Source organism: Nonomuraea sp. NPDC003707 (assembly GCF_053587055.1).
This window is the reverse complement of sequence record NZ_JBSFNK010000019.1, coordinates 41,584-66,753: the sequence shown is the minus strand read 5'-3', so window position 1 is coordinate 66,753 and position 25,170 is coordinate 41,584. Positions and strand designations below refer to the sequence as shown.

Genomic DNA, 25,170 nt, shown 5'->3' with positions numbered 1-25,170 from the left:
GTGCGGCAACTCGAGCGCAGGCACCACCACGTAACCGCCGCCTCCCAAGCGCCGCGTCGGCGAGACGTCGGTGGGTGGGAGCGACCGCTCGGCCAGGAGTCCGGAGGGGCGCGTAACGGGAAGCGCCGTAACCGGGATTCCTGTAGTGAGGGGTGGGGCGGCCGAGGAGCTCCTGGCCGGAGGGTCGCGTGGTGAACGAGGCGACAAGGCTGGAGCGACGGGGCCGGCCGACGAAGTGACAAGGCGATAACGACGGGGCCGGCCGACGAGGCGACACGGCGATAACGGCGGGGCCGGCCGATGAGGTGGGGAAGTGACCGGCGGGGCGGGATCGGCTGGGGGTGAGTCAGTGACGGGCGCGTTCCAAGGCGTCCCAGAAGCCGCGTCTCAGCGCGTGCCGTACCTCGTCATGCAGCAGGAAGTCGATCGGCAGGGAAGACCCCTGCAGCAGCCGCGCCTCCAGGTCCGAAGGCATTCGCGGCTTGCGCGCCAGCACCGCCTCCAGCCACAGCGCGGGCGCGTCGCGCGCCACGGACTCGCCGAAGTCGTGCCCCTCCCGGTGGGCGGACTTGACCGCGTCCGCCAGCGTGGTGGCGCCGGCGGTGGCCGCGGACGGCGGGGTGACGGGCGCGGGCTGCGGCCCCGTGTACGGCCCCAGCTGGGCCGGCTGGTAGGCGCCGCTGGACGACGGGCTGGCGAACTGTCCGGTGCTGGGCGACTGCGACTGGATGGGCCCGGTCGCCGGAGCGGCCGGCGGCACGGGTGTGACCGGCGGCTGCTCGGGCTGGTAGCTGGCGTACGTCGGCAGCACGGGCGGCGTGGACGACTGCCCGCGCCCGGACGAGGACCCGTTGGACGAGGACGGCGTGGAGGAGCCGGCGGCGTGGCTGCCGCTGGACGGCGGCAGCGGGGGCAGCGACGGGGGCAGGGCCGGCTGGGCGGGCGGCAGCGAATGGGCGGCCTGCCCGTTGCTGATCGGCTGGTGCCCGTTGGACGACTCCGCGATGCCCGCGACGAGGCTGACGTAAGGGCGCAGGTGGACGGCGCCCAGCTCGACCAGGTCGTCGCATTCCTGGCGCAGCGACCGCGACACGGCCCAGCCGCCGTCGGCCGCGATGTGGATCACGCTGACCCTGATGCCGAGGTCCTGCGCGTCGCACACGACCTGGGCCAGGTCCTCGTCCCCGCTCACGACCACCGCGTCGCAGATGGCGTTGTTGCGGGCGAGCGTCATGAGGTCGCGGTGGACCTGGGCGTCGACGCCTTCGCGCCGGCCCGGCCGGATGCGCGACAGCCTGAGCTTGAGGCCCGGTATGTCGGCCAGCGCGTCGTGCTCCGGCGTGCGACGGCCTTCGACCGTCGCCTCGTACCAGTAGCACCTCAGCAGCGGCAGGCCGGTGCGCTCGCGCGACAGGCTGGTCATCAGCTGGAGCAGCCCCGGGTAGTCCCAGGCAACCGCTTCACGATGACGCGTGCCGTGCACGGCCATCGCGCCATCTGCCAGCAGATAGCCGGCGTCCACGAACAGCGCACAGCGATCCACTTAGCACCGCCCCTTTCCTGGTGGTCCGTCCTGGCTGGCTCTGCACCGTCAGAGACCGGACTCGGCGGCCCTCTCTCAGGGTAATGAAAGCTGGTGATCGCGCGAGGGTTAATCCCGACGATTCGGCATCGACCCGCTGCCACCCCGGAGCATTCAGGCAGACCGTACCAGTTTGTCCCGTTCACAGTCATGATCGCGCTCGGACGCTCAACGCGGCCACCCCGAACAGCACGACATCCTTGTCCGTCGCGATCGTCAGCCCCGGATCCACCCCGAGTTCGGCCCCGACCGTGTCGACGTCGACGCCGAACGTCATCTCCGCCGCGCCGGTCGAGGACTCGTCGAAGACGTTCGACGCGTCCCGATCGCCGCCCTCGGGGGCGAGCGCGCCGGACCCGAGCGAGACCTTGTCACCCTTGAGGTCGGCGTCGCCCTCCCACGTCACCAGCTCGACCCTGGCGGGCGAGGCGGCCGGGCTCAGCCCGCCGAGCGGGATGCGCACCCGTCCTGCCGACCCGCCGACCACGGTGGCCGCGTCGAGCACCATGGCCTGGCTGTACGGCTCCGCGGGATCCGTGACGATCAGCACCAGGCTCCATCCGGCATGCCGGGACACCCCTTCTTCCATGGGCATGTCGGCCGCCCACCACGTGCCGTTGCGGTCGGAGGCGGAGACCAGCTCGCTGACGTCGGCGTACGCCTGGTAGACGGCCCCTGACGGCAGCTCGCGGAGCGCCACGTCGTCGGGTTTGACCAGCGTGTACTGGCGCCGCCCCGGCGGTCTGACCTTGATGGGCCCGGCCGTCGTCGCGCTCGCGGACCAGTAGAGGCCGGCCCACACGACCTTGCTCCCCTTGGGCAGGCTCAGCGCGGCCCCGCTGGACGCGCCGGTGCCGGAGCTGCCGTCCTGGTCGAGCGCGGTCATCGGCCAGAGGTCGTTGTCGCGCTGGCCGCGCCGGCGCTTCCGGGCCTCCGCGCAGCCGTCCGCCGTCTCGGGGCAGGTCAGCAGCGAGTTGCCGATCGCCCTGACGGCCACCTTCCCGTCGGTGGCGAACCTGGCGGGCGCCCCGGTCGTCCGTACGCCGTCCTCGGCCTGCGCCGTGACGTGCAGCGGGCCCGAGTCGATCCGGACGGCCGGGCCCGCGCCCTCCGGCGCCTCCGCCGCCACCCGTACCCGCAGGAACAGCGCCGTGCCCCGCCCCGCCGCCAGCGGCGCCCTGGCGCACCGCGCGTCGTGCCCGGAGGGGCGGCACGCCCACCCGTCCACGGTGCCCACGGTGTCGCGGTCGTCGCGCCGCGCGGGCGGGACGAGCGTCACGCCGGAGGGCAGATCCACGAACGCCGTCAGCTCCTCGCTGGGCGCCTCGCCATAGTTGCGCAGGCGCAGGCCGACGATGCCGGGCCGGGCGCGTACGAGCGAGCCCAGCGCCTCGACGGTGGCACGCAGCCGCGCCTTGCCCGGCTCCCCGCTCGCGACAGGGTTCTTGCCCGGGCTCCTGGCCGGCGGCCGCACCCGCGTGGGCTCCTCGCTCTGCAACGGCACGGGCACCGGCACCGGCATGGGCTCGCCGGCGAACGGCGGCGGCCCCGCGACCGGCACGGCGGCGGTGGGCCTCGCGATCGGCTTCTCGTCGGTGACCAGCAGCAGCCCGGCCGCCACGGCCACGGTGACGGCCATGCTGCCGGCCATCGCGGCCAGCTGCTGCCTGGGCCCCCGCCACAGCCGGCGGAACGCCCGCAGCAGCCCGCCCGCGCCGCCGCCCGCGGCCGACTTCGCCAGCGTCGTCGCATACCCGCCGAAGATCGGCCCCGCGACCAGCGGACCGACCATGACGCGCAGCCCGCGGTTGACGTCGGTCAGCTCCAGCAGGACCCCGTTGCACTCCTCGCAGGCGCCCACATGCTCGTCGACCACCTTGGCGTCGCGCCTGGTCAACCCGTCGCGGACGTACGCGCCCATCTTGCCCAGGACGGGCCGGCAGTCGTGCTTCGGCGGCGAGCCCAGGTGCATCTGCAGGTACGCCTGCCGCAGCCCCTCCCTCGCCCGGTACGCGAGCGCCGCCACGCCGTTGGGCGACAGACCCAGCAGCGGCGCCACCTGGGCCGGTTTGCACCGTTCGACCTCGATGTGCCAGAGCACCGCCCGCCACCGCTCGGGCAGCGACAGGAACGCCTTGGCGATCAGCGACTTCTCCAGCTCCACGAGCGCCGGATCGACGAACGGCACCCCCGGGTCGTACTCCTCGATCTCGCCCGTGGCCACCTGACGGCTCTCGATCCTGGAGCGGTCGTAGACCGTGCGCCGCACCACCGTCAGCAGATAGGTGCGGAAGCCGGACTCGGGCCCGCCGCCCCTGCCGACCAGGTCGAGGATCTTCGTGAACGACTCCGCGACCACGTCCTCGACCTCGGAGCGCCGGACGAGCTGCCTGGCCAGCGCGCGGGCGGCGGCGGCGTGGCGCTCGTAGAGCTGCCCGTAGGCGGCGGCGTTGCCCTCTCTGACCGCCTGGAGAAGCTCTGCGTCGCTTTGCGGAGTTCCGCCACCCATAGTGACCTCACGATTACACGGGGTTGCCTCGCGCATTCATTCCGCACTCCCCGCCGGGACTAAACCGCACCCGCGCCTTTACCTTCGAGAGGTTTCGAGGGCGCCGCGACGGGCCCTCCGGCCGGAGCCATAAGCTTGGGCGCATGACGGATCGCGACAACCTGCTGGCCGAGATCAAGAGCAAGGCCGTCGTCCACGGCAAGGTCATCCTCTCCTCCGGCATGGAGGCCGACTTCTACCTCGACCTGCGCCGCATCACCCTCGACGGTGTGGCCGCGCCGCTCGTCGGCCGGGTGATGCTCGACCTGACGGCCGACCTGGAGTTCGACGCGGTGGGCGGGCTCACGCTGGGGGCCGACCCGGTCGCGGGCGCGATGCTGCACGCGGCGGCGGCGCGCGGGCGCACGCTCGACGCGTTCGTGGTGCGCAAGGCGCAGAAGCAGCACGGCATGCAGCGCCGGATCGAGGGGCCCGAGGTGAAGGGACGGCGCGTGCTGGCCGTCGAGGACACCTCCACGACGGGCTCCTCGCCGCTGACGGCCGTGGAGGCGCTACGCGAGGCGGGGGCCGAGGTGGTGGCCGTGGCCACGATCGTCGACCGGGGCGCGCGCGAGCGCATCACCGGTGAGGGACTGGAGTACCGCTCGGTCTTCACCCTCGGCGACCTCGGGCTCTGAAACTCCGGAGCCGCCGAGCGTCAGCCGCCGGACGACTTGACGGTGAACGCCTCCCGGGCGCCGGCCTTCCCCTGCTCGCGCGGCTTGCCGTTCTCGGTGACGCGGACGGTGCCCGCGTCGCTGAGCACGACGTCGAGCTCCGGCTCGTAGTAGCTGACCTCCTCGCCCCTGCTCATCTCGCGATACTGCAGCACGTCGCCGCCCGGCACGCGTACGGTGACGATGGGGCAGGCATCGACCAGGCACTCGATGTGCACGGTCGGCACCCGCGCGGTGGTCTCCGCGGCGGGGCCGGGCGTGACGGCCGACGCGCGCTCGCGTTCGGGCGGCGTCGCGCCGAACGAGCCGAACAGCGCGCGGCCGCCGATGACCAGCAGCGTCACCACGGCGCCCGCGGCGAGGACGGCGAGCGCCATACGGGCGACGCCCATCGGATCTGACCTGTGGCGTCCCACAGGGGGCAGCGTACCCCGGGTAACCCCCGGTTTTCGGCTCAGAACTGGGTGTCGGTCGGCACGCGGTGGTGTTTGCCGTTGGGCTCAGGAAGGCTCTTGTGCTCCCTGCGCTTCTTGATCACCTCGACGATGATCGGGATCAGCGAGATGAACACGATGACGAAGACGCCCGGCAGGATGTACTTGTCGATCTGCTTGGGGTCGACCTTGCTGCCGAGGAAGTGGCCGAGCAGGAGCAGGCCCTCGACCCAGACGACGCCGCCGACGACGTTCCACAGGAAGAAACGCTTGGCGGGCATCTCCAGCACGCCCGCGACGGGATTCATGAACGTGCGCACGATCGGCACGAACCTGGCCAGAATCACCGCCCTGGCCGGACCGAACTTCTGGAAGAACTCCTCGGCCCTGACGACGTGCTCCCTCTTGAACAAGCGCGAATCAGGTTTCTCGAAGAGCCTGCGGCCGAACCTGGCCCCCAGGAAATGCCCGAGTTGGGCGCCCGCAATGGCGCACAGAGGCGTGCCGATCAAGAGGACGGGAAAGGAGAGCGGCTCGATGCCCATTCCCTGCGCCACCGAGGCCGAGCTGAAAATCCCCGCGGCCACCAGCAGCGAGTCGCCGGGGAGGAAGAACCCGAGCAGCAAGCCCGTTTCGGCGAAGATGATGGCGAGAACGCCGATCGTCGCGAAAGCCCCCAACACGGTCAGCCACCACGTCGGGTCGAGGAGATTCCAGAGCCAGTCCACGCCGAGAGCCTACCTGTAGAGGCGACAAACGCGTTGTGTCTACCACACGGGGTAGTGAGTCGGGATACTGGGCCTGCGCGAAGCCGTTACTTCTCAGGGAGATGAATCATGCCTATTGCGACTCCAGAGGTCTACGCTGAGATGCTCGACCGGGCGAAGGCCGGCGGATTCGCCTACCCGGCGATCAACGTGACCTCATCGCAGACGCTGAACGCCGCTCTGCGGGGCTTCGCCGAGGCCGAGAGCGACGGCATCGTCCAGGTCTCCACGGGCGGCGCCGAGTTCCTGTCCGGCGCGACCGTCAAGGACATGGTCACGGGGGCCACGGCGCTGGCCGAATACGCGCGGGTGGTGGCCGCCAAGTATCCCGTGACGGTGGCGCTGCACACCGACCACTGCCCGAAGGACAAGCTCGACGGCTTCATGAGGCCGCTGCTCGACATCTCCCTGGAACGGGTCGCCAAGGGCCTCGACCCGCTCTTCCAGTCCCACATGTGGGACGGCTCCGCCGTGCCGCTGGAGGAGAACCTGGAGATCGCCAAGGAGCTCCTGGAGAAGTCCGCCAGGGCGCGGATCATCATGGAGATGGAGATCGGGGTCGTCGGCGGTGAGGAGGACGGCGTCGTCGGGGAGATCAACGAGAAGCTCTACACGACTCCCGAGGACGCGCTGGCCACCGCAGAGGCCGTCGGGATCGGCGAGAAGGGCCGCTACCTGCTGGCCGCCACGTTCGGCAACGTCCACGGCGTCTACAAGCCGGGCCACGTCAAGCTGCGCCCGGGCGTGCTGAAGGACATCCAGGAGGCGGTCGCGGCCAAGTACGGCAAGGACAAGCCGTTCGACCTGGTCTTCCACGGCGGCTCCGGCTCGTCGCAGGAGGAGATCCACGAGGCGATCTCGTACGGCGTCGTCAAGATGAACATCGACACCGACACCCAGTACGCCTTCACCAGGCCGATCGCGGACCACATGTTCCGCAACTACGACGGCGTGCTCAAGGTGGACGGCGACGTGGGCAACAAGAAGACGTACGACCCCCGTTCCTACGGCAAGAGCGCCGAGGCCGGCATGGCCAAGCGCGTCGTGGAGGCGTGCGAGAACCTCAAGAGCGCTGGGACGAAGATCTCCTAGCCAGTTTCATGGCCCGGCGGGTATGACTTGTCCTATGGATAACCTTCTCGCCGGGCCGCCCCCGACTCAACTGCCGGATCTGCCCGAGGCCAGGGAGGCGCTCGACTCCGGAGCCAAGGCCGCGGACGTGGCCGCCCGTTTCCCCGCTTACCCGGCGGCCTGGGCAACGCTCGCGGAAGAGTACTTCGCGCAGGGGCACGCCGTCACTTCCTACGCCTTCGCCCGCACGGGCTACCACCGCGGGCTCGACGCGCTCCGCCGCAGCGGCTGGAAGGGACACGGGCCCATCCCCTGGGAGCACGAGCCCAACCGGGGCTTCCTGCGCTGCCTGTACGCCCTGTCCAGGGCCGCCCAGGCGATCGGCGAGAAGGACGAGGCCGAGCGATGCGCACAGTTCCTCAGGGACAGCGCCGAGACGGGCTACGAGGCGCTCGCCAAGGGTTAGCCCTCGTTGTCTTGGGACGAATAGGCACGTTCGGGTAGTCTCTCTACGCAAGAGCCCCTGTCGCGCTTGCGCCAGGGGTTTTCGTTTTGTGCACGGGAGACTGAACCATGCCGGCTGCCGTTCTCGTAGGCGCCCAGTGGGGCGATGAGGGCAAGGGCAAGGCCACCGACCTGCTCGGTGGCGACGTCGACTACGTCGTCCGCTATCAGGGTGGCAACAACGCGGGACACACCGTGGTCATCGGGGACCAGAAATACGCGCTGCACCTTCTACCGACGGGAATCCTGTCGCCCGACGTGGTCCCCGTGATCGGCAACGGCGTGGTCATCGACCCCGGCGTGCTGCTGAGCGAGATCGACGGGCTCGCCGCGCGCGGCATCTCCGCCGAGCGCCTGCTGATCTCCTCGAACGCGCACCTGATCATGCCGCACCACAAGGCCCTCGACAAGGTCACCGAGCGCTACCTCGGCAAGGCCAGGATCGGCACCACGGGCCGCGGCATCGGGCCCGCGTACGGCGACAAGATCGCCCGCATGGGCGTGCGCGTCCAGGACCTGCTCGACCCCGGCATCCTGGCCAAGAAGATCGAGGTCGCCCTGGGCGAGAAGAACCAGGTGCTCACCAAGGTCTACAACCGCCGCGGCATCGACCCCACGGCGGTCCTGGACGAGTACCTCGCCTACGCCGAGCGCCTCAAGCCGCACATCGCCGACACCTCGCTGGTGCTCTCCAAGGCGCTGGACGAGGGCAAGTTCGTGCTGCTGGAGGGCGGTCAGGGCACGCTGCTGGACATCGACCACGGCACCTACCCCTTCGTCACGTCCTCCTCGCCGACCTCCGGGGGCGCCTGCGCCGGGGCCGGGATCCCGCCGAACCGCCTCACCAAGATCATCGGCATCCTCAAGGCGTACACGACCCGGGTCGGCTCCGGCCCCTTCCCGACCGAGCTCACCGACGAGGTCGGCGAGTGGCTGCGCCAGACGGGCGGGGAGTACGGCGTCACCACGGGCCGCAACCGCCGCTGCGGCTGGTTCGACGCGGTCATCGCCCGCTACGCGACCCGGATCAACGGCATCACCGACTACTTCCTCACCAAGCTGGACGTGCTGTCGGGGCTGGAGCGGATCCCGGTGTGCGTGGCGTACGACGTGGACGGGGTGCGGCACGACGAGATCCCGATGACGCAGACGGACTTCCACCACGCCGTGCCGATCTACGAAGAGCTGCCGGGGTGGCAGGAGGACATCACGAGCGCGAAGGACTTCGACGATCTGCCGCCGAACGCGCAGGCGTACGTGCGGGCGCTGGAGGAGATGAGCGGCGCCCCGGTCTCGGCCATCGGCGTGGGCCCCGGCCGCGACCAGACCGTGGTGGTGCGCTCGCTCGTCTGAGAGCAGGCGCCGGGGTCCGGCGGGACCGGACCCCGGCACACCGCGAGGCCAGGTGGTGCCTCGGCCTGCCTGGCCTCATATGGTTGGGGTATGCCTCGTTTCCGCCACATCCTGGACACCATGGCCGCCTACAAGCCGGGCAAGGTCGTAGCGACCCCCGACGGCCGGTCGTTCAAGCTGTCCTCCAACGAATCCCCGTACGACCCGCTGCCGTCCGTGGTCGAGGCGATCGCCGAGGGGGCGCGGCAGATCAACCGCTACCCCGACCCCGGCGCCGTCGGGCTGACGGAGGCCATCGCGGAGCGGTTCGGGGTGCCGGCCGACAACATCGCGCTCGGCGCGGGGTCCGTCACGGTGGCGCAGCAGCTGTTCGAGTCGATCGGGGAGCCCGGGGTCGAGGTCGTCTACGCGTGGCGGTCGTTCGAGGCGTACCCGCTGCTGGCCGACCTCGCCGGGGTGAAGTCGGTCATGGTGCCGCTGGCCGGGGAGGACCACGACCTGGACGCCATGGCGGAGGCGATCAACGAGCGCACGCGCATGGTGTTCGTGTGCAACCCGAACAACCCGACCGGCACCTCGATCCGCCGGAGCGCGCTGGAGGCGTTCCTGGACCAGGTGCCCGAGCACGTGCTGGTGGTGCTGGACGAGGCCTACCGGGAGTACGTGCGCGACGAGGACGTCCCCGACGGCCTCACCCTCTACCGCGACCGGCCGAACGTCTGCGTGCTGCGCACGTTCTCCAAGGCGTACGGGCTGGCGGGCCTGCGGGTCGGCTACCTGGTCGCGCACGAGCCCGTGGCGACGGCGATCCGCAAGACGATCATCCCGTTCGCGGTCAACCACCTCGCCCAGGTGGCGGCCATCGCCTCGCTCAAGGCCGAGGACGAGCTGCTGGAGCGGGTCGAGCACGTGGTCAAGGAGCGTACGAGGGTCCGCGAGGCGCTCATCGCCCAGGGCTGGACGGTGCCGCCCACCGAGGCCAACTTCGTCTGGCTCAGGCTCGGTGAGCGCACCCTCGAATTCGCGGCCGCCTGCGCCGTGGAGGGCGTGGCGGTGCGGCCGTTCGCCGGGGAGGGAGCGCGGGTGTCCATCGGCTCCCCCGAGGCGAACGACGCGTTCCTCACCGCCGCCGCGGCCTTCCGCGGCTGATCAGCGGCTGATCAGCGGCGGGGCTGCCAGTTGAGGTAGGCGACCGACAGCAGCGTGGAGCCGTACTGCGACTGGACGGCGTGGTCGGCGTAGACCGCCAGCGCGTGCGTGAACAGGGCCGGGTCCCACTGGGCCACCGGCATGTAGCGCGGCGCCTGGAGGTACTGCCCGGCGGCGGCCAGGCCGCCGGTGCCGTCCACCCGCAGGAACGTCGTCGCCACGCCGTTGTCGGTGGTGGCCATGTTCTTGGTGTAGCTGCGGGCGAAGCGGCCCATGTCGGCGTCGGTGAAGGCGAGGCCGAACCGGTGCGCGGCGGCGGCGAACTCGACGTCGATGCCGCCGTGGCTGAGGTCCTCGATCTGCTGCCCGCCCTTGGGCGGCGTGCCGAAGGACGGGGTCCACTCGGAGACGCCGTCCGCCTTGGTGTAGCCGCTGTAGAGCTTGCCGAAGCTGGGCCAGTACGGCCAGTAGTAGGCGTCCTTGTCGTTGGTCTTGAGGTCGCGGGCGAACGTGGCGGCGAGCCGGCGGGTGCGGTCGCGGAAGAACGGGTCGCGGGTCGCCGCCGCCAGCTCCGCGTACGTCTGGCCGAGGGCGACGCTCTGGTTGATCGGCTGTTCGACGCCGTCGTAGGGGACGGGCATGCCCTTCGGCCAGATGTAGTAGCCGCCCGCCACCCATTCGGGGTCGTGCGCGGCAGCGGCGTCCCGGCACGCCTTGAGGTATTCGGCGGCCTTGGCCCGGTAGCGGGCGTTGCGCAGGAGGCGCGGGTCCCGGCGGACGATCCGGACGAACGACGCGAGCGGGTAGGTGATCATGCCGGTGTGCACCGAGAAGATCACCGGCGCGGCGGCCAGCTTGAACGTCCCGAGCGCCGGCATCGTCGCCCCCGCCGGCGAGGGACGCAGGTCCTTGGCCGTCACCATGGTCGGCGACGGGTAGGCGTCGAGGATCCGCTTCACCGCGTAGTCGGGGCTGGCGGGGTCCATACTCAGGTCGGTGAAGGTGGACACCTTGCTCTTGACAGGGTTGTTCACCTCCAGGGTGAACCTGCCGTCCGAGGTGCCCGCCCGTACGGTCGCCACCGCGTCGTTGACGTTGACGAGCGCGCTGCGCACCTCCAGGAGCGGCTGCCCCGACGCGTCGAGCAGGCTCACGCCGCCCGCGCTGTAGACGAGGCTGCGCCAGGCGGGCAACGACAGGCCGCGGTAGTCGGTGACGCCGCGCTCGGAGTCGCGGTTGCCCAGCACGAGGTCGGCGTTGTGGATGAGCCGGTCCAGGTAGGTGGTGTCGTGGTAGGCCTCGTACATCCTGATGTAGGCGGCCATCACGTAGGAGGCGCCCCAGCCGAGACCGCCCGCCTCGTTGGTGTCGGTGGGCTGGCCGGCGTTGCCGCTCTCGTGGAACACCTTGTCGAACAGGTCGAACGTCTCACGCGTGGTGTAGTCGTAGCCTGCCGCGGCGCGGGCCGTGCCGGGCAGTGCTGCCAGGGCGCCGAGGGAGAGCGCGCCCACGCCGAATTGGCGGCGAGTAAGCATGGATGACCCTTTCACAACGGGCGGCGTCAGCTCTTGACCGCGCCGCGCATGCCTTCGAGGACGTGTCGTTGCATGATCATGAAGAAGACGACCACGGGCAGGATCGAGATGATCGTGCCCGCCGCCAGGCTGCGGATGTCGGTGCCGGTGATTCCGGCCAGGTAGGCGATCCCCAGGGAGATGGGATACAGGGAGGAGTCCTTCAGCACGACCATCGGCCAGATGAAGCTGTTCCAGACCGAGATGAAGCCGAAGACGCCGAGGATCGCCAGGGTGGGGCGGGCGGCCGGCAGCATGACGTGCCAGAAGATGCGCAGTTCGTGGCAGCCGTCGGTCCTGGCGGCGTCCACCACCTCGCGTGGCACCCCGGCGAAGGTCTGCCGGAGCAGGAAGATCCCGAACGCCGACAGCAGGCCGGGCAGGATCACGCCCAGGTAGCCGTCGGCCATCCCGATCTGGGAGACCACCAGGAACCTCGGCAGCAGCATCACCTCGCCGGGCAGGAACATGGTGGCGAGGATCGCGAAGAAGATCAGGCTCCGGCCGCGGAAGACCATCTGCGCCAGCGGGTACGCGCACAGAGCCGACACCAGGATGTAGAGCGGCACCATCACGGCCACCAGGAACGCGGAGTTGAGCAGGTAGCGCGGGAACGGGATGGCCGTCCACGCCTCCTTGGCCCAGGTGAGCACCGGGGGCCGGGGGATGATGTCCGGCGGGAAGGAGAAGACGGCCTGGCCGGCCGGTTTCAACGCCGCCGACAGCAGGATGAGAAAGGGGCCGACGAACGCCAGGGCGATCGCGGTGAGCAGCACGTACATGCCCGCGCGGCGCACCCACCAGCCGAGCCTCCGAGTCACCGCTCGTCCTTCCTTCCGCTGGTGAGCCGATAGTTGAGCAGGGCCATCACGATCAGCAGGACCCACAGGACGAGGCCGACGGCGCTGGCGTAGCCCATGTCGTACTTCTCGAACGCCTCGGCCCAGATGTAGTAGCCGAGCATCAGGGTGGCGTCCTGCGGGCCGCCCTTGGTCATCACGAAGACGGTCGTGAACGCCTGCATCGCGTCGAGCATGGCCATCGTGACGGTGACCGCGATGTAGGGGACCATCAGCGGGACGGTGATGCGCCGCATCCGGTGCCAGCCGTTGGCGCCGTCTATCTTGGCGGCCTCGTAGAGCTCCGACGGGATCGTCTGGAGGCCCGCGAGGTAGACCATCATGTAGACGCCCATGTTCTTCCAGCCCTCGACCAGGATCAGCGCGGGCAGCGCCCAGACGGGGTCGAGGAGGTACTGGATGGGCTCGTCCAGGATGCCCAGGCCGGTGAGCAGCCAGTTGACCACGCCCTGCTGGTGGAAGACGTAGTTCCAGGCCACCGCGACCGCGACCATCGAGGTCACGACCGGCAGGTAGTAGAGCATCCGGAACGTCCTGATGCCGGGCAGCTTCTGGTTCACCAGCACGGCCAGCGGCAGCGGGAGCACGACGAGCAGCGGGAACAGGCCCACAAGGAACACCAGCGAGTTGCGCAGGGCGGTCCAGAACCTGGCGTCCCCGAGGATCTTGACGAAGTTGTCCAACCCGGTGAAGACGGGCGGGCTGACGCCGTCGTAGTCGGTGAAGGAGAGCTGGACGGCGGTGACGGCCGGCCAGGCGAAGAACACCCCGAACAGCACCAGGGCCGGTAAGGGGAAGAGGTACGGCGTGTACCAGCGCTGCCCTGGGATCCGGCTGGCGGCCACCGGCCTCACATCCTTCGGTCTTTAATAGTGACGCCCAAAGCCTCGATAAGAGTTGGCCAGAATTTGGACGCAGACTATAGATGGCCGATCTCGACCGTCAAGGGCCGATCTGAGCAGGGACCCTTGACGACTCGGGCGCTGGAGTGTCATTGTGCCGAAAGAATTATTAAGGACGGCCATAATTCTCAGGAGGTCCCCCGATGTCGAGGAGAAGAGCGTTGGGGGCAGGCGCGCTCGCGCTGGCTCTCATGTCGTCCGGCTGCGTGGCCGGAACGTCGGGCAGCACGTCGGGGGGGCAGGCGGACGACCAGCCGTTCGAGGGGGAGGTCGAGTTCTGGACGATCAACCTGAAGAAGAACTTCGGCTCCTACATCGACGGGCTGATCGCCCAGTACCAGAAGGAGCACCCCAAGGTCACCGTCAAGTGGGTCGACGTGCCCGGACAGGACATCGCGACCAAGCTGCTCGCCGCGGTCGCCAGCGGCGACGTCCCCGACGCGGTCAACATCGCCTCGTCCGACCTCGGCCGGTTCACCCCGTCGCTGGCCCCTCTCGACGAGCTGCTCAAGCCCGCCGACCTCGCCGACTTCCAGCCGAACCTGGTCGACTCGCTGCGCGTGGCGGGCAAGCTGTACGCCGTGCCCTGGTACAACGGCGGCACTCCCGTGGGCATCTACCGCAAGTCCGTCGTCGGCAAGGCGGGCTTCGACGAGAAGGCCCCGCCCAAGTCCTACGCCGAGGCCCTCGCCCTGGCCGACAAGGTCTATGCCGAGACCAAGGTCTACGGCAGCAACGACATCCCCGGCGTCAACGCCGCCTCGGTGCTGCGCTACTACGGCATCGAGCTGCTGAGCGCCGACAAGAAGAAGGCGACGTTCAACACGCCCGAGGTCGCCAAGCTGCTGGACACGTTCAAGGCGAGCTACGACAAGCACGGCATCGCGCCGGGATCGATCTCCAAGGACGTCCGGAACTACCCGCAGACCCTGGAGAACGGCCAGATCGCGATGGCGGCGAGCGCGTCCGCGGCGACGCTGGTCAACGTCGAGAAGAACGCCCCCGACGTCTACAAGGACCTGCTCGTCACCGAGCCCGTCCAGACCGGGACCGGCGGATACCTGCTGCTCGCCCAGCAGACCGTGGCCATCCCCAAGGCGTCCAAGCACCAGCGGGCGGCGGCCGAGTTCGTCAAGTTCTTCACCAACGGCGCCAACCAGCTCGCGTTCTGCAAGCTGGTGCCGATCTACCCCTCGACGATCTCCTCCACCAAGGACGCCTTCTTCTCGGACATCACCGGCGACTCCCCGATGGACGTCGCCCGCCGGGTGATCGTCAAGGGCCTGCCGAAGCTGGAGTACGTCCCGCTGGGCACGGCCAAGGACGCCGAGCTCGGAGAGTCGCTGTCCGAGGAGATCAGGGCCTTCCTCCAGGGATCCAAGAGCGCCAAGGAGGCGCTCGACGCCGCAGAGAAGCAATGGAATGACGCACTTGCCTAAGCTCAGAGTCGGGATCGTCGGCGCCGGGATCATGGGCCGCGGCCACGCCGAGGTCCTGTCCGCCCACCCGGACGCCGAGGTCACCGCCATGGCGCGCCGTCCTCTCGACGCCGCCCCGCAGGCGGCCGTCTACCCGGGCTACCGGGAGCTGATCGACTCCGGCACCGTCGACGCCGTGTCGATCACCACCCCCGACCACCTGCACGCGGACGTGATGGTGGCGGCCGCGGAGGCAGGGCTGCACATCCTGGTCGAGAAGCCGTTCACGACCACGGTCGAGGACGCCGACCGCTCCGTGGCCGCGATCCGGCAGGCGGGCGTCACCGCGATGTGCCTGTTCAACCACCGCTGGGTGCCCGCGTACGCGCAGGCCAAGCAGCAGATGGAGCTGATCGGCGAGCCGGTCGTGGGCTACGCCCGCAAGGACGACACGATCCACGTGCCCACCGAGATGATCGGCTGGGCCGATCGGACGACCTGCGCCTGGTTCCTGTCGAGCCACGACATCGACCTGGTCACCTGGCTCTACGACGACCACGTCGTGGAGGTCTTCGCCACCGCCCGCCACGGCAAGCTGCGCGGGATGGGCATCGACACCCCTGACGCGATGCAGATCCAGGCCCGTTTCAGCCGGGGCGCCGTGGCCACGTTCGAGTCGGCCTGGATCTACCCGAACACCTTCCCGACCATGGTCGACAGCTACATCACCGTGGCCGGCGAGTCGGGCGTCATCCAGCTCGACCGGCAGAAGGAGAACATCCAGCTCGCCACCGAGAAGTCCTACTCCTACCCGCGCAACATGCTCCAGCGGGTCGTGCACGGCATCCCTGCGGGCGCCTACCGCGACGCGATCCACCACTTCGTGGACTGCGCCCGTACCGGCGCCGAGCCGCTGGTCAGCGTGGAGAGCTCGCGGCACGTCACCGCCGTGCTCGCCGCCGCGCACGAGTCCGCCCGCACCGGCCGGCCGGTGAAGCTGTGATGTTCGTCGAGAAGGCGCCGCACGTGCATCCCACGCGCATGCGGCACATCGCCGACGAGGCGCTGCTGGAAACGCTCGGGGCGGGCGGCGTCGCCGAGGCCAGGGCCTGGCGCCGGCGGCGGCCGGTCCCGGCGGCCCTCGGCGCGGAGGGCGCGGACGCCCTGCTCGGGATCGAGGTCGACTTCCTGGACAAGGGCCACGGCCGCTCGCTGCTGTACGGCTTCCACTACCTGCGCTGGATGTCCCCGCTGATCACGGCCTACGCCGGGACCGGGGACCCCCGCTACGCGGCCGAGTGGGACCGCCTGTTCCGCCAGTGGTACGACGACCGCGACCGGGTGGAGGGCGACTGGCCGGGGCTCGACGTGGTCTGGTACTCGCTCGGCGTCCGCGCCCGCGCCATGTACGTCACCGAGGCGCTGGCCGTCTTCGCGGACGAGCCCGCGCTGAGCGACGGGTGCTGGCTGCGGATGATGAAGACGGTCATCGGCGGCGCCAGGTGGTCGGCCGAGGAGCACGACGAGTTCCGCCACGGCAACTGGCAGTTCGTCAACGCGTGCGAGCTGCTGCACACGGCCAGGGTGTTCGCGGACCTCCCCGAGGCGGAGCAGTGGGCCGAGGTCGCCATGGCCCGCATCCTGGAGCACCTCGAACAGGACGTGCGCGCCGACGGCGGCCACCACGAGCGCTCGCCCAGCTACCACCTCATGTGCCTGGACAACCTCGAACGGGCCGTGGCCGTCGAGCCCGCGCTCGCGCGGCACCCGCGCCGCCAGGCCATGTACCACTGGCTGAGCGTCCTGACGACGTCCGGCGGCTGGGTGCCCCATCTGCAGGACAGCGGCCTGATCTGGCCGCAGAACGTCGGGCCGGCCGAGGGCTCGCACAACCTGGAGGCCAGCGGCTACGCCACCTTCCGCCACGGCGACTTCCACACCGTCGTCAACTACGGCCCCTATGTCGGGCACGAGCTCGAACCGCACAGCCACCACGCGGCGCTCGACTTCGTGCTGTCGGGCTGGGGCGTGCCGCTGGCCTGGGAAGGGGGCGGCCCGCCGTCCTACGACGATCCCGGCTACTACGACTGGTACCAGGCGACCAGGGCGCACAACACGCTGCTCGTCCCGGGCGAGGGCTACACCGAGGACCGCCGCGCCGCCTGTGATCTGTTCTCCGTCTCCGCGCGGGCCGACGTCTTCGCGGGGCACCACCACGGCTACAGCGCGCGGCACGACCGGGAGATCGTCTTCGTCAAGGGCGACAACCCGTACTGGATCGTCACGGACCGGATCGACGCGGAGGCGATCTGGCAGATCCACGGCCTGTCACCGTGGGTCGAGCGCGACGGCGGGTTCGCGGGCACCCGTGGCCCGGGGATCCTGGTGGTGCCGCTGGAACCGCCCGACGAGGTGGTGTACGGGACGGGCCCGGCCAGGATCCCGGACCCCGCCACCAGGACCGCCGAGTACGGCGAGATCCACTCGCTCGGCCTGCGCCGCGCCGACGGCAGGTTCACCGTCGGCATCTTCCCCTACCGCGACCAACCCCCCTGTGTCCCCGAAGATTGGACGGTTCATGCTGATCGACGCTGACGCGATGCTCGGCCGCTATCCCCGCAGGGACGTGGGCACGGGCTCGATCACGGAGGCGCTGGACAGGATGGACCGCTTCGGCATCGCGGAGGCCGTGGTCAGCCACACCCTGTCGTGGCTGCACGACCCCGCGACGGGCAACAGGGAGCTGCTCGGCCTGGTCGCCGACCATTCCAGGCTGCGCCCCTGCTGGGTGATGCTGCCCGGCACCTGCGGCGAGACCGGCACGCCGGACGAGTTCGTGACCGGGGCGCTGGAAGGCGGGGTGTGCGCCGTCCGCGCCTACCCCGCCGACCACGGCTACGACCTCGCCGGCCGCGACTGCGCGGCCATGCTCGCCGCCGTCGCGGAGGCCGGGCTGCCGCTGCTCGTGGACGCGGCCCAGACCGGCTGGGCCGCAGTCGAGTCCGTCGCCGCCGCGCACCCGAAGCTGCGGGTCGTGGTCGGCGCGATCGGCTACCGCCAGCTCAGGCAGGCGGCCGGGGTGCTCTCCCGCACCGGCAACGTCTACCTGGGGCTGGCCAACCTGTCCTCGCACTGCGGCCTCGAATGGCTCGTCGAGCGGTACGGCGAGCGCCGCCTCGTCTTCGGCACGGGGGCGCCGCTCAGGGACCCCGCCGAGGCGGTCACCCGGCTGCTGTGGGCGGAGCTCGACGACGCGGCCGTGGCCGCCATCGGCGCCGGCACCCTGCTGGAACTGCTGCCCGTGGGGGCGATGTGAACGCGATCACCTCGGCGCTGTGGCAGCGCCGCCCGCAGACCAGCGTCCGGATCGTCGACGCGCACGCGCACGCCGGCCCCTATAGCCTGTTCTTCATCCCCGAGGCGTCTCCTGACGCGATGGCCCGGGTGATGGACAGGTGCGGCGTGGCGCACGCCGTCATCTCCAGCCACCTGGCGATCCAGCTCGACGCGGCGGCCGGGAACGCCGCGACCGCCGAGGCGGTGGAGCGCGCGCCGGACCGCTTCACCGGATACCTGACGATCAACCCCTGGCAGGACCCCGACGGCGAGCTGGCCAGGTGGAGCGCGGATCCGCGCTTCGGCGGCATCAAGCTCCACCCCGACCTGCACGACTACCCGCTCACCGGCAGGCGCTACGCCGGCGTGTGGGAGTTCGCGCAGCGTACCGGCTGCCCGGTGCTCACCCACACCTACGACGGCTCCCCCTACAACGACCTGGCCGCGGTGGACGCCGTCGCGTCGGAGCACCCCGACGTGGTGATCATCGCGGGACACGCGGGCGCGACCCCGCTGGGCATCGAACGGGCCATCGAGGTGGCGCACCGGCGCCCAGGGGTCATCCTGGAGGTGTGCGGGTCCTTCAACACCGGGCCCGACATCGCCAGGATGGTGCGGGAACTCGGTGCCGGCCGGGTCGTCTACGGGTCCGACTTCCCCTTCATCGATCTTCGGATCTCGCTGGGGAGGGTAATCTTCAGTGGCCTCGCAGAGGGGGACCAGGCCGCGGTGCTCGGTGCGACGATGACCCGCTTGCTGCAGTGGAGATCCGGACTGGGGTGATCAAGATCATGGACCGGCTGCGTTCGGAGTCGCGGCCCAGGGTGACGATCGGAGTCGTGGGACCGCACGATCTCGTCGAACAGATCATGATGATCGGCGCCGGCCTGCCGGCCGCGGCCGACTGGCGACTGCTCGGCGCGCCTCATGCCGAGGAGCAGGAGACCTACGACAAGTTCTCGCGGATCGCCGACAGCATCGACGTGGTGCTGTTCACCGGGCCACTCCAGCACGACCTGGCCAGGCAGGCGGGCGAGCTGACCGTCCCCGCCACGTTCGTGCCGATGAGCGGGGCCAGCCTGTACGCCAGCCTGCTGCGCGGGGTGCTCACCCACGGGATCGACCCGGCCAGGGTGAGCATCGACTCGCTGCCCGCCGCCGACGTGGACGAGGCGTACGGTGAGATCGGCGTGAGCACGGCCGGCGTGCACCTTTCCGAGTACGACCGGCCGGAGTCGGCGCGCGGCTTCGGCGCCTTCCACGAGGAGCTCTACCGCCAGGGCGAGACCACCGCGGCGCTCACCACGATAAGGAGCGTCGCCAACAAGCTGAGCGCCGCCGGCGTGCCCGTGCTGCGCCTGCTGCCGACCTCCCACACGTTGCGCCTCGCGCTCAACACCGCCGCCCTGCTCGGCACCGGCAGCAGGCTGGAGGACGCGCAGATCGCCATCGTGGTCGTCGAGCTCGCCGCCTCCGCCAAGCCCAGCTACTCCGGGCCGGGCAACTACTGGCAGCAGGAGCTGAAGCTGTCGCTGCACCGCTCGCTGCTCGCCGACGCGCGGCTGATGGGCGCCACCGTGGCGCCCCGCGACGAGAACGGCTACGTCGTCACCGCCACCGTGGGCGCGCTCGGCCAGGCCACCGAGGGGTTCAGGATGGCGCCGTTCATGGACCGGATCCGCTCCGACGTGGGGGTCGACGTCGAGGTCGGCGTCGGGCTCGGCAGCACGGCCCGCGACGCCGACGCCAACGCGATGGCGGCCGTCGAGAAGGCCCGCAACGCGGGGGCGACCGCCGCGTACCTGGTCGGGGGCGACGGCACCGTGCTGTCCCTGCCGGTACGCCGGCGCAAGCGGCAGGACAGCGAGCCGATCGTCGCCACCAAGGCGGCCAAGCTGCTCGAACGCCTGGTGGAGGGCCTGCACGACGGCGACTCGATGGTGGTCGACGCCGAGATCGTCGCGGAGGTGCTGTCGATCTCCCCGCGCAGCGCCCGCCGGGTGCTGCAGAGCCTCGCGGAGGAGGGCCTGGCCTGGCCCATGCCTCCGGTCAAGGGCACCCAGGCGGGCCGGCCACGGCAGCCGTACCGGCTCGTGCGGAGTTAGGCGTCGCCGAGGCGCACGCGCGGGCCGTACCTGTCCAGCAGCAGGGCGTTGTGCGCGTCGCCGCCCGGGGTGTTGGCCGACTTGAAGACGGGCGGCGGCTCGCCGGCCGCGAGGAAGCGGCCGACGACCTCGGCGACCAGGAGCTGCGCGATCAGCACGCCGGTGAGGGTCGAGACGCCGCAGGCGCTGCCGCCGCCCGGCAGCGGCAGCGTGGCGTCGCCGTACGGCGCCCCGTTGTCGATGACCACCTGGGCCAGGTCGGCCAGCCGCTCCTCGACGGCCACCGCGGCGGTGTGCGCGCGAGAGGTGATGGCGATCACGGGGTGCCCGTGCCGGACGGCGAGCTGGGCCATCTCGACGATCGCCGCGTTGCCGCCGGAGTTCGAGATGATCACGAAGACGTCGTCGGGCCGGATGTCGGCCAGCTCCCAGACGCGTGCGGCGAGGCCGGGCGCACGCTCGATCTTCGGGTCGAGGAGGTCGCGCGGCGAGGCGTCGCCGTAGTAGGCGAGGTCGCGGATGCCGAGCTGGTTGACCGGCACCAGGCCGCCCGCCCGGCCAGTGAGCTCCAGCGCGACGGACCTCGAATGGCCGGTGCCGAACGCCTGGAGCACCCCGCCCGCGCGCAACGAGGCGTAGACCAGCGCGCCTGCTTGTCGGATCGCGTCGCGTTCGGCGGTGAGCAGCCGGTCCACGGCCGATCCGGCGATCAGCGCGTACGAGCTCTGGTCCATCACAGATCCTCCAGCAGGTTTCGTGCGGTCTCGGCGATGAGTTCGGCGCTGCCTGGGGCCACCTGGCTGGCCAGGACCTCGTACTCGGCACGCCGGTAGGCGGCGGCCGTCGGCAGGTATCCGGGATAGCCGTTGACGTAGCCCAGGACCACGGTCGGCTCACCTGGCCGGTCGGCGACGCGCTCGGCGACGGCCAGGAACGGCTCGCCGGGCAGCCCGGCGAGGGAGAGCCCGCCGAGGCGGGCGACGTTCACGTCCACGCCGGTCCGGACGGGGGGTGCGGTGCGCGCCCGCAGCCCTTCGAGCCTGCTGCGGGCCAGGCGGGTGGCGACCGGGTCACCCGACGCCGCGGCCTGCTCGTACCCGGCGAGGAGGGCCGCCTCGTCGGCCGTCGTGGCGGCGGGTTCGAGCGTCAGCCGTCGCGTGGCCCAGGAGATGCCGGTGGGTCCGGCCCGCCAGAGCGGGGTGCCCGGACCCGCCAGCAGCTCGGCGCAGCGGTCCGCGACGAGCTCGCCCAGGCGTCGCAGCTCCGCCGCGTCCTGGCCGCGCCGGGTGTGGCGGGTGCTGATGTCGCCGGCCGCGCCGGTGGCGACCGCCACCCAGACGTCCTCGCCGAGCCGCCGCCGCAGGCTCGCGCGTACGGCTCCGACCAGGTCGGCGCTGACCAGGCGGTTGGCCGCGGGCAGCACGGTGGGGTGCACGGGAAGCACCGCCAGCACCCCGGCGAGCCCGCCGTCGCGCACGGCGATCAGGTCGAGCGGCACCACCGCCGGCGCCCCCGGCCTGCTCCGGTCGGCGCCGACCCCGTGCAACTCGCCGCGGTACGCCATGCCCTCGCACGGCCGCTCCGCCTCGATCGCCCGCCGCACGGCCGTGCGGACCGCCTCGGTGAGCCGGCCGAGCCACGGCTCGGGCGTCGGCCCGCCGCCCGGTACGCAGCCGGTCTCGGGCCCCGCGTGGGTGTGGCTCGCCGCCAGCCACAGCTCGCACCCGGCCGCCTGCCTGACCCGCGCGGCGAGGTCCTCGTTGACGCAGATGACGTCGGCGATCGCCAGCGCGAACCGTCTCCCGCCGTCCGACCAGGTCACCGCGCTGACCGACAGCGGGTCCGCCAGGCCCGTGGACGGCCCCGGCCGGTCGATGTAACCGCCCATCGGCGTGCCGTCCGGCACGGGCAGCTCGGCGGTGCCGTGTCCCACTCTCATCGTTCCGCCGTTCTGATCATCGTCTCGTAGCGGCTCGGCCCCGTGGAGGCGGCCAGCAGGGCGGCGCCCGCGAGGCTGTCGCCCGTGGGAGGCCGGAGGGTCGCTTGAGGGAGCAGCCGGGCCAGCTCCGCCTCGAACCCGGCGCGGAGTCCGGGGTCGCGCAGCAGGCGGCCGGTCCACGCGACGGGCACCGCCGCCTCCTTCGCGAGGCAGCGGGCCGCCGCCGCCACCGTGCCCGCCAGCTCGCGGGCCGCCTCCTCGGCGATGGCGCGGGCCGTGGGATCTGGGCGGCTGCGGTCTTCCGCCGGCTCCAGGACGCGGCCCGAGTCTCCTGCCGGCTCCAGGACGTGGCCCGAGTCTCCTGCCAGCTCCAGGACGTGGACGGCGAAGCGCGCGATCCGCGCCACCGCGTCGGGGGCCAGGTAGAGGCGCTCGGGCAGGCCGGCCAGATCGCCGAACACGGCCTGGGCGCGCTCGGTGAGCGGGCCGGGCTCCGCGCGCCCGTCGAAGCCCCGGAAGGCGGCGTCGAGGCCGCGGCGGCCGATCCAGAAGCCGCTGCCCGCGTCGCCGTAGAGGTAGCCCCAGCCGTCCACCTGCCGGATGCCGTCACCCACGCCCAGGGCGATCGCTCCGGTGCCCGCGGCCAGCACCACGCCGTCGCCGCCCGCGAACGCCCCCGCGTGCGAGGTGACCACGTCGGTCGTGATCAGCACGCGGCGGGCCATGGAGAGCAGCCGGGCGGCCAGCTTGCCGGGGTCGTCCAGGATGGTGGTCAGGCCGAGGCAGACGGTGCCGAGTGGCCCCCATCCCGTCCCGATCCGCTCCAGCACGGCCTCGGCCGGGGAGCCCTCCGCGTACGACAGGCCGGGCAGCTCGAGGATCTCCCGGATCCGCCCCGACTCGGCCAGGCCGATCCGCAGGCCCGTCTGCCCGCCGTCGATCGCCAGGTCCATGCGCGTCCTCCTGGTCACGATTCGGGCCGGAGCCCGGCCCTGCGGTATTCCGTGGGGGAGCAGCCGACGTACCGCCGGAACGCGCTGCGCAGGGCCTTCGCGGTCGGGTAGCCGGTGTGCGCGGCGACCACGTCCACCGGCAGCGCCGAGGTGGACAGCAACCGGCGGGCGTGCCGCAGCCGCAGCCCGGTCAGGTGCCGCAGGAACGTCGTCCGCCGCTCCTCCGCGAACAGGTGCGAGATGTAGTACGGGCTCGCGCTCACGGCCTCCGCCACGGTCGCCAGGCGCAGCCCGGGATCGGTGTAGTGCTCCGCCAGGTAGGCCTCGGCCAGCGTGAGCACGTCACGGCGGGGCGCGGCCGGCATGAGCCGGCCCAGCGTCTCCCGCAGCCAGAAGTGCAGGTAGGAGCGTTCGTGGATGTCTCCGACCATGATGATGTCCTCGATCGGCAGCCGGGCGCAGGCCTCCACCCAGTCCGTCGACCCGTCGGCCAGCCTGCTCCGGTTGGCCACGTCCACCACGAACAGCAGCTGGCCGATGAGCCAGTTGCGCAGCGTGCGCGGGTCGACCCCGGGCTCCCGGGCGCACCTGTCCACCCACCCGGCCAGCAGCCCCGCCGCGCCGTTGCGGTCACCGGCGCGGACCCGCCTGGTCAGCTCCTGCTCGATGCGCACCGGAGGCGCCGACGCGGCGCTCTCGTGCGCGGGTGGCGCGATCACCCGGTCGCCGCCGAGCACGAGCTTGTAGTCGTTGACCCGCCTGGCGTCCCGCTCCGCCGCGAGGTGTCCGAGGCTGGGCGCGCCCAGGCTGACCGTGGCCGTCCACGCCGTCTCGCGGACGATCCTGGCCCGCAGCTCCTCGGCCAGCTCCTCCGCGTCGGACATCAGCGCGCCCGGGTCGGCGCCCGACAACACGATCAGCCACTCCTCCGGGGGCCGGGGGTGGCAGGTCGCGTCGCGGCGGGCGCTCGCGGCGGCGCGCACCGCGTGGTCGGCGCGCTGGAGCTGGCGCAGCGCCCACGGTCGGCCACGGGTCTTCTCGGAAACCATGAAGTCGTCGATGTCCACCAGGGCAGCCACGGCGTAGGTCATGCCTCTACTTTAGGCGGACCGAAATTTGACCGTATTCACCAGCGTCCCGATTCCCTCCACCGTGGCCCGCATGGTGTCGCCGTCCTTGAGCGGGGCGATCCCGGCGATGGTGCCGGTCGCGACGATGTCCCCGGGCATCAGCGTCATCCCGTCGGACAGGTCGGCGATGAGCCGGGGCAGCCCGAAGACCATCTGCCGGGTGTTGGCCCGCTGCCTGACCTCGCCGTCCACCTCCAAGGTCAGCTCCAGCTCCTGCGGATCGGGCACCTCGTCCACCGTCGCCAGGTACGGGCCCACGGGCGCGAAGGTGTCGAACCCCTTCGACTGGTCCCACGGCACGTTGCGGGCTATGTTGGCCAGCTGGAGGTCGCGGGCCGTCATGTCGTTGATCACGGTGTATCCGGCGACGGCCTCGCGCCACCGCTCGGCCGGCAGGTCCCTGGTCACCTTGCCGATGACCACGGCCAGCTCCACCTCGTGCTCCAGGTGGCGGGTGCGGGCGGGGGCGACGACGGGGTGGCCGTGGCCCACGAGCGCGGACGGCGGCTTGAAGAACAGCACCGGCTCCGGCGGCACCTCCAGACCGCTCTCGTCCGCGTGCTCCTGGTAGTTCAGCGCCAGGCAGCAGATCTTCGTGCAGGTGGCCACGGGCGGCTCGAAGATCACCGCGCTCTCGTCCAAGGTGGGGCCGTCGTGGCCGGCCACCAGCTCGGTCAGGCGGTCGAGCCCGTACGAGTCCAGGGCCGCCACCGGGTCGGACCCGAGGTCGGCCAGGCTCACGAGCTCGCCGGGCGCGCGCCGGGCCACCAGCTCGACGGGACCGGAAGGGGTGCGCCGAATGCGTCCAAGAAACATGTCCGTAAGCCCATCAAGGCCCTGTGACCTCCACAAGCACCGAAATTTGCGC

Annotated in this window: 23 protein-coding genes; 11 read left to right on the top strand and 12 right to left on the bottom strand. The window is 71.2% G+C overall.

Annotated features, from left to right (window positions below; genetic code table 11):
* Positions 1 to 346: 346 nt before the first annotated feature.
* Positions 347 to 1,543 (bottom strand): NYN domain-containing protein, encoded by a 1,197-nt coding sequence (locus ACWDRB_RS38925; RefSeq protein ID WP_449902409.1) that lies wholly within the window; start codon positions 1,541 to 1,543, stop codon positions 347 to 349.
* Between the two features lie 187 nt (positions 1,544 to 1,730).
* Complete coding sequence (locus ACWDRB_RS38920; protein ID WP_449902406.1) at positions 1,731 to 4,091, bottom strand: sigma-70 family RNA polymerase sigma factor; 2,361 nt, start codon at positions 4,089 to 4,091, stop codon at positions 1,731 to 1,733.
* Between the two features lie 143 nt (positions 4,092 to 4,234).
* On the opposite strand from ACWDRB_RS38920, the gene pyrE reads away from it, so the two are divergent.
* On the top strand, positions 4,235 to 4,768 hold the full coding sequence (gene pyrE, locus ACWDRB_RS38915; RefSeq protein ID WP_350732624.1) for an orotate phosphoribosyltransferase: 534 nt from the start codon (positions 4,235 to 4,237) through the stop codon (positions 4,766 to 4,768).
* A gap of 20 nt (positions 4,769 to 4,788) precedes the next feature.
* Here pyrE and ACWDRB_RS38910 read toward each other — a convergent pair whose 3' ends face one another.
* Both ACWDRB_RS38910 and ACWDRB_RS38905 read right to left on the bottom strand, forming a co-directional pair.
* Complete coding sequence (locus tag ACWDRB_RS38910) at positions 4,789 to 5,199, bottom strand: hypothetical protein (protein ID WP_364253940.1); 411 nt, start codon at positions 5,197 to 5,199, stop codon at positions 4,789 to 4,791.
* Positions 5,200 to 5,261: 62 nt separating this feature from the next.
* Positions 5,262 to 5,969, bottom strand: coding sequence for a DedA family protein (locus tag ACWDRB_RS38905; RefSeq protein ID WP_350732620.1), 708 nt, complete (start codon positions 5,967 to 5,969; stop codon positions 5,262 to 5,264).
* Positions 5,970 to 6,077: 108 nt separating this feature from the next.
* On the opposite strand from ACWDRB_RS38905, the gene fbaA reads away from it, so the two are divergent.
* From fbaA to hisC, 4 genes are all read left to right on the top strand, one after another.
* Entirely contained in the window at positions 6,078 to 7,100 is a 1,023-nt protein-coding gene (fbaA, locus tag ACWDRB_RS38900; RefSeq protein ID WP_364253943.1) for a class II fructose-bisphosphate aldolase, read from the top strand.
* A gap of 34 nt (positions 7,101 to 7,134) precedes the next feature.
* The gene (locus tag ACWDRB_RS38895; RefSeq protein WP_449902402.1) at positions 7,135 to 7,545 is read left to right on the top strand and encodes a DUF3151 domain-containing protein; all 411 of its coding nucleotides are present in this window, start codon (positions 7,135 to 7,137) and stop codon (positions 7,543 to 7,545) included.
* Positions 7,546 to 7,652: 107 nt separating this feature from the next.
* A complete protein-coding gene (locus ACWDRB_RS38890) occupies positions 7,653 to 8,936 on the top strand; it encodes an adenylosuccinate synthase (RefSeq protein ID WP_355202845.1) in 1,284 nt (427 codons plus the stop codon).
* Positions 8,937 to 9,026: 90 nt separating this feature from the next.
* Positions 9,027 to 10,085 (top strand): histidinol-phosphate transaminase, encoded by a 1,059-nt coding sequence (hisC, locus tag ACWDRB_RS38885; protein WP_449902400.1) that lies wholly within the window; start codon positions 9,027 to 9,029, stop codon positions 10,083 to 10,085.
* Between the two features lie 11 nt (positions 10,086 to 10,096).
* Here the strand turns inward: hisC and ACWDRB_RS38880 are convergent, their stop codons facing one another.
* The 3 genes from ACWDRB_RS38880 to ACWDRB_RS38870 are packed head-to-tail and all read right to left on the bottom strand — an operon-like array spanning position 10,097 to position 13,364.
* Positions 10,097 to 11,620: a hypothetical protein gene (locus tag ACWDRB_RS38880; protein WP_449902397.1), complete on the bottom strand. Its 1,524-nt coding sequence runs from the start codon at positions 11,618 to 11,620 to the stop codon at positions 10,097 to 10,099.
* Positions 11,621 to 11,646: 26 nt separating this feature from the next.
* The gene (locus ACWDRB_RS38875) at positions 11,647 to 12,480 is read right to left on the bottom strand and encodes a carbohydrate ABC transporter permease (protein WP_449902395.1); all 834 of its coding nucleotides are present in this window, start codon (positions 12,478 to 12,480) and stop codon (positions 11,647 to 11,649) included.
* The gene (locus ACWDRB_RS38870; protein WP_350732609.1) at positions 12,477 to 13,364 is read right to left on the bottom strand and encodes a carbohydrate ABC transporter permease; all 888 of its coding nucleotides are present in this window, start codon (positions 13,362 to 13,364) and stop codon (positions 12,477 to 12,479) included. The genes ACWDRB_RS38875 and ACWDRB_RS38870 overlap by 4 nt, the downstream gene beginning before the upstream one ends.
* Before the next feature lie 200 nt (positions 13,365 to 13,564).
* Here ACWDRB_RS38870 and ACWDRB_RS38865 point away from each other — a divergent pair, with 200 nt between their 5' ends.
* The 6 genes from ACWDRB_RS38865 to ACWDRB_RS38840 are packed head-to-tail and all read left to right on the top strand — an operon-like array spanning position 13,565 to position 20,280.
* Entirely contained in the window at positions 13,565 to 14,860 is a 1,296-nt protein-coding gene (locus ACWDRB_RS38865; RefSeq protein ID WP_364253960.1) for an ABC transporter substrate-binding protein, read from the top strand.
* Positions 14,844 to 15,842: a Gfo/Idh/MocA family protein gene (locus ACWDRB_RS38860; protein ID WP_449902392.1), complete on the top strand. Its 999-nt coding sequence runs from the start codon at positions 14,844 to 14,846 to the stop codon at positions 15,840 to 15,842. Before ACWDRB_RS38865 ends, ACWDRB_RS38860 begins: the two co-directional genes overlap by 17 nt.
* A complete protein-coding gene (locus ACWDRB_RS38855) occupies positions 15,842 to 17,434 on the top strand; it encodes a heparinase II/III family protein (protein WP_449902389.1) in 1,593 nt (530 codons plus the stop codon). Before ACWDRB_RS38860 ends, ACWDRB_RS38855 begins: the two co-directional genes overlap by 1 nt.
* Positions 17,418 to 18,155 carry an amidohydrolase family protein gene (locus ACWDRB_RS38850; RefSeq protein WP_363977134.1) on the top strand — a complete coding sequence of 246 codons (738 nt, stop codon included), beginning with the start codon at positions 17,418 to 17,420 and terminating at the stop codon, positions 18,153 to 18,155. The genes ACWDRB_RS38855 and ACWDRB_RS38850 overlap by 17 nt, the downstream gene beginning before the upstream one ends.
* On the top strand, positions 18,152 to 18,958 hold the full coding sequence (locus ACWDRB_RS38845; RefSeq protein WP_355202866.1) for an amidohydrolase family protein: 807 nt from the start codon (positions 18,152 to 18,154) through the stop codon (positions 18,956 to 18,958). The genes ACWDRB_RS38850 and ACWDRB_RS38845 overlap by 4 nt, the downstream gene beginning before the upstream one ends.
* On the top strand, positions 18,937 to 20,280 hold the full coding sequence (locus tag ACWDRB_RS38840; RefSeq protein ID WP_449902385.1) for a GTP cyclohydrolase IIa: 1,344 nt from the start codon (positions 18,937 to 18,939) through the stop codon (positions 20,278 to 20,280). The genes ACWDRB_RS38845 and ACWDRB_RS38840 overlap by 22 nt, the downstream gene beginning before the upstream one ends.
* Here the strand turns inward: ACWDRB_RS38840 and ACWDRB_RS38835 are convergent.
* Genes ACWDRB_RS38835 through ACWDRB_RS38815 form a run of 5 tightly spaced genes read right to left on the bottom strand, consistent with a single transcriptional unit; the run spans position 20,277 to position 25,118 of the window.
* On the bottom strand, positions 20,277 to 21,014 hold the full coding sequence (locus ACWDRB_RS38835; RefSeq protein WP_449902383.1) for a sugar isomerase domain-containing protein: 738 nt from the start codon (positions 21,012 to 21,014) through the stop codon (positions 20,277 to 20,279). The genes ACWDRB_RS38840 and ACWDRB_RS38835 overlap by 4 nt on opposite strands.
* Complete coding sequence (locus ACWDRB_RS38830) at positions 21,014 to 22,219, bottom strand: hypothetical protein (protein WP_449902381.1); 1,206 nt, start codon at positions 22,217 to 22,219, stop codon at positions 21,014 to 21,016. Before ACWDRB_RS38830 ends, ACWDRB_RS38835 begins: the two co-directional genes overlap by 1 nt.
* On the bottom strand, positions 22,216 to 23,172 hold the full coding sequence (locus ACWDRB_RS38825) for an N-acetylglucosamine kinase (protein WP_449902378.1): 957 nt from the start codon (positions 23,170 to 23,172) through the stop codon (positions 22,216 to 22,218). The genes ACWDRB_RS38830 and ACWDRB_RS38825 overlap by 4 nt, the downstream gene beginning before the upstream one ends.
* Positions 23,173 to 23,186: 14 nt before the next feature.
* Positions 23,187 to 24,263: a helix-turn-helix domain-containing protein gene (locus ACWDRB_RS38820; protein ID WP_449902376.1), complete on the bottom strand. Its 1,077-nt coding sequence runs from the start codon at positions 24,261 to 24,263 to the stop codon at positions 23,187 to 23,189.
* A gap of 9 nt (positions 24,264 to 24,272) precedes the next feature.
* A complete protein-coding gene (locus ACWDRB_RS38815) occupies positions 24,273 to 25,118 on the bottom strand; it encodes a fumarylacetoacetate hydrolase family protein (protein WP_449902373.1) in 846 nt (281 codons plus the stop codon).
* Positions 25,119 to 25,170: the final 52 nt, after the last annotated feature.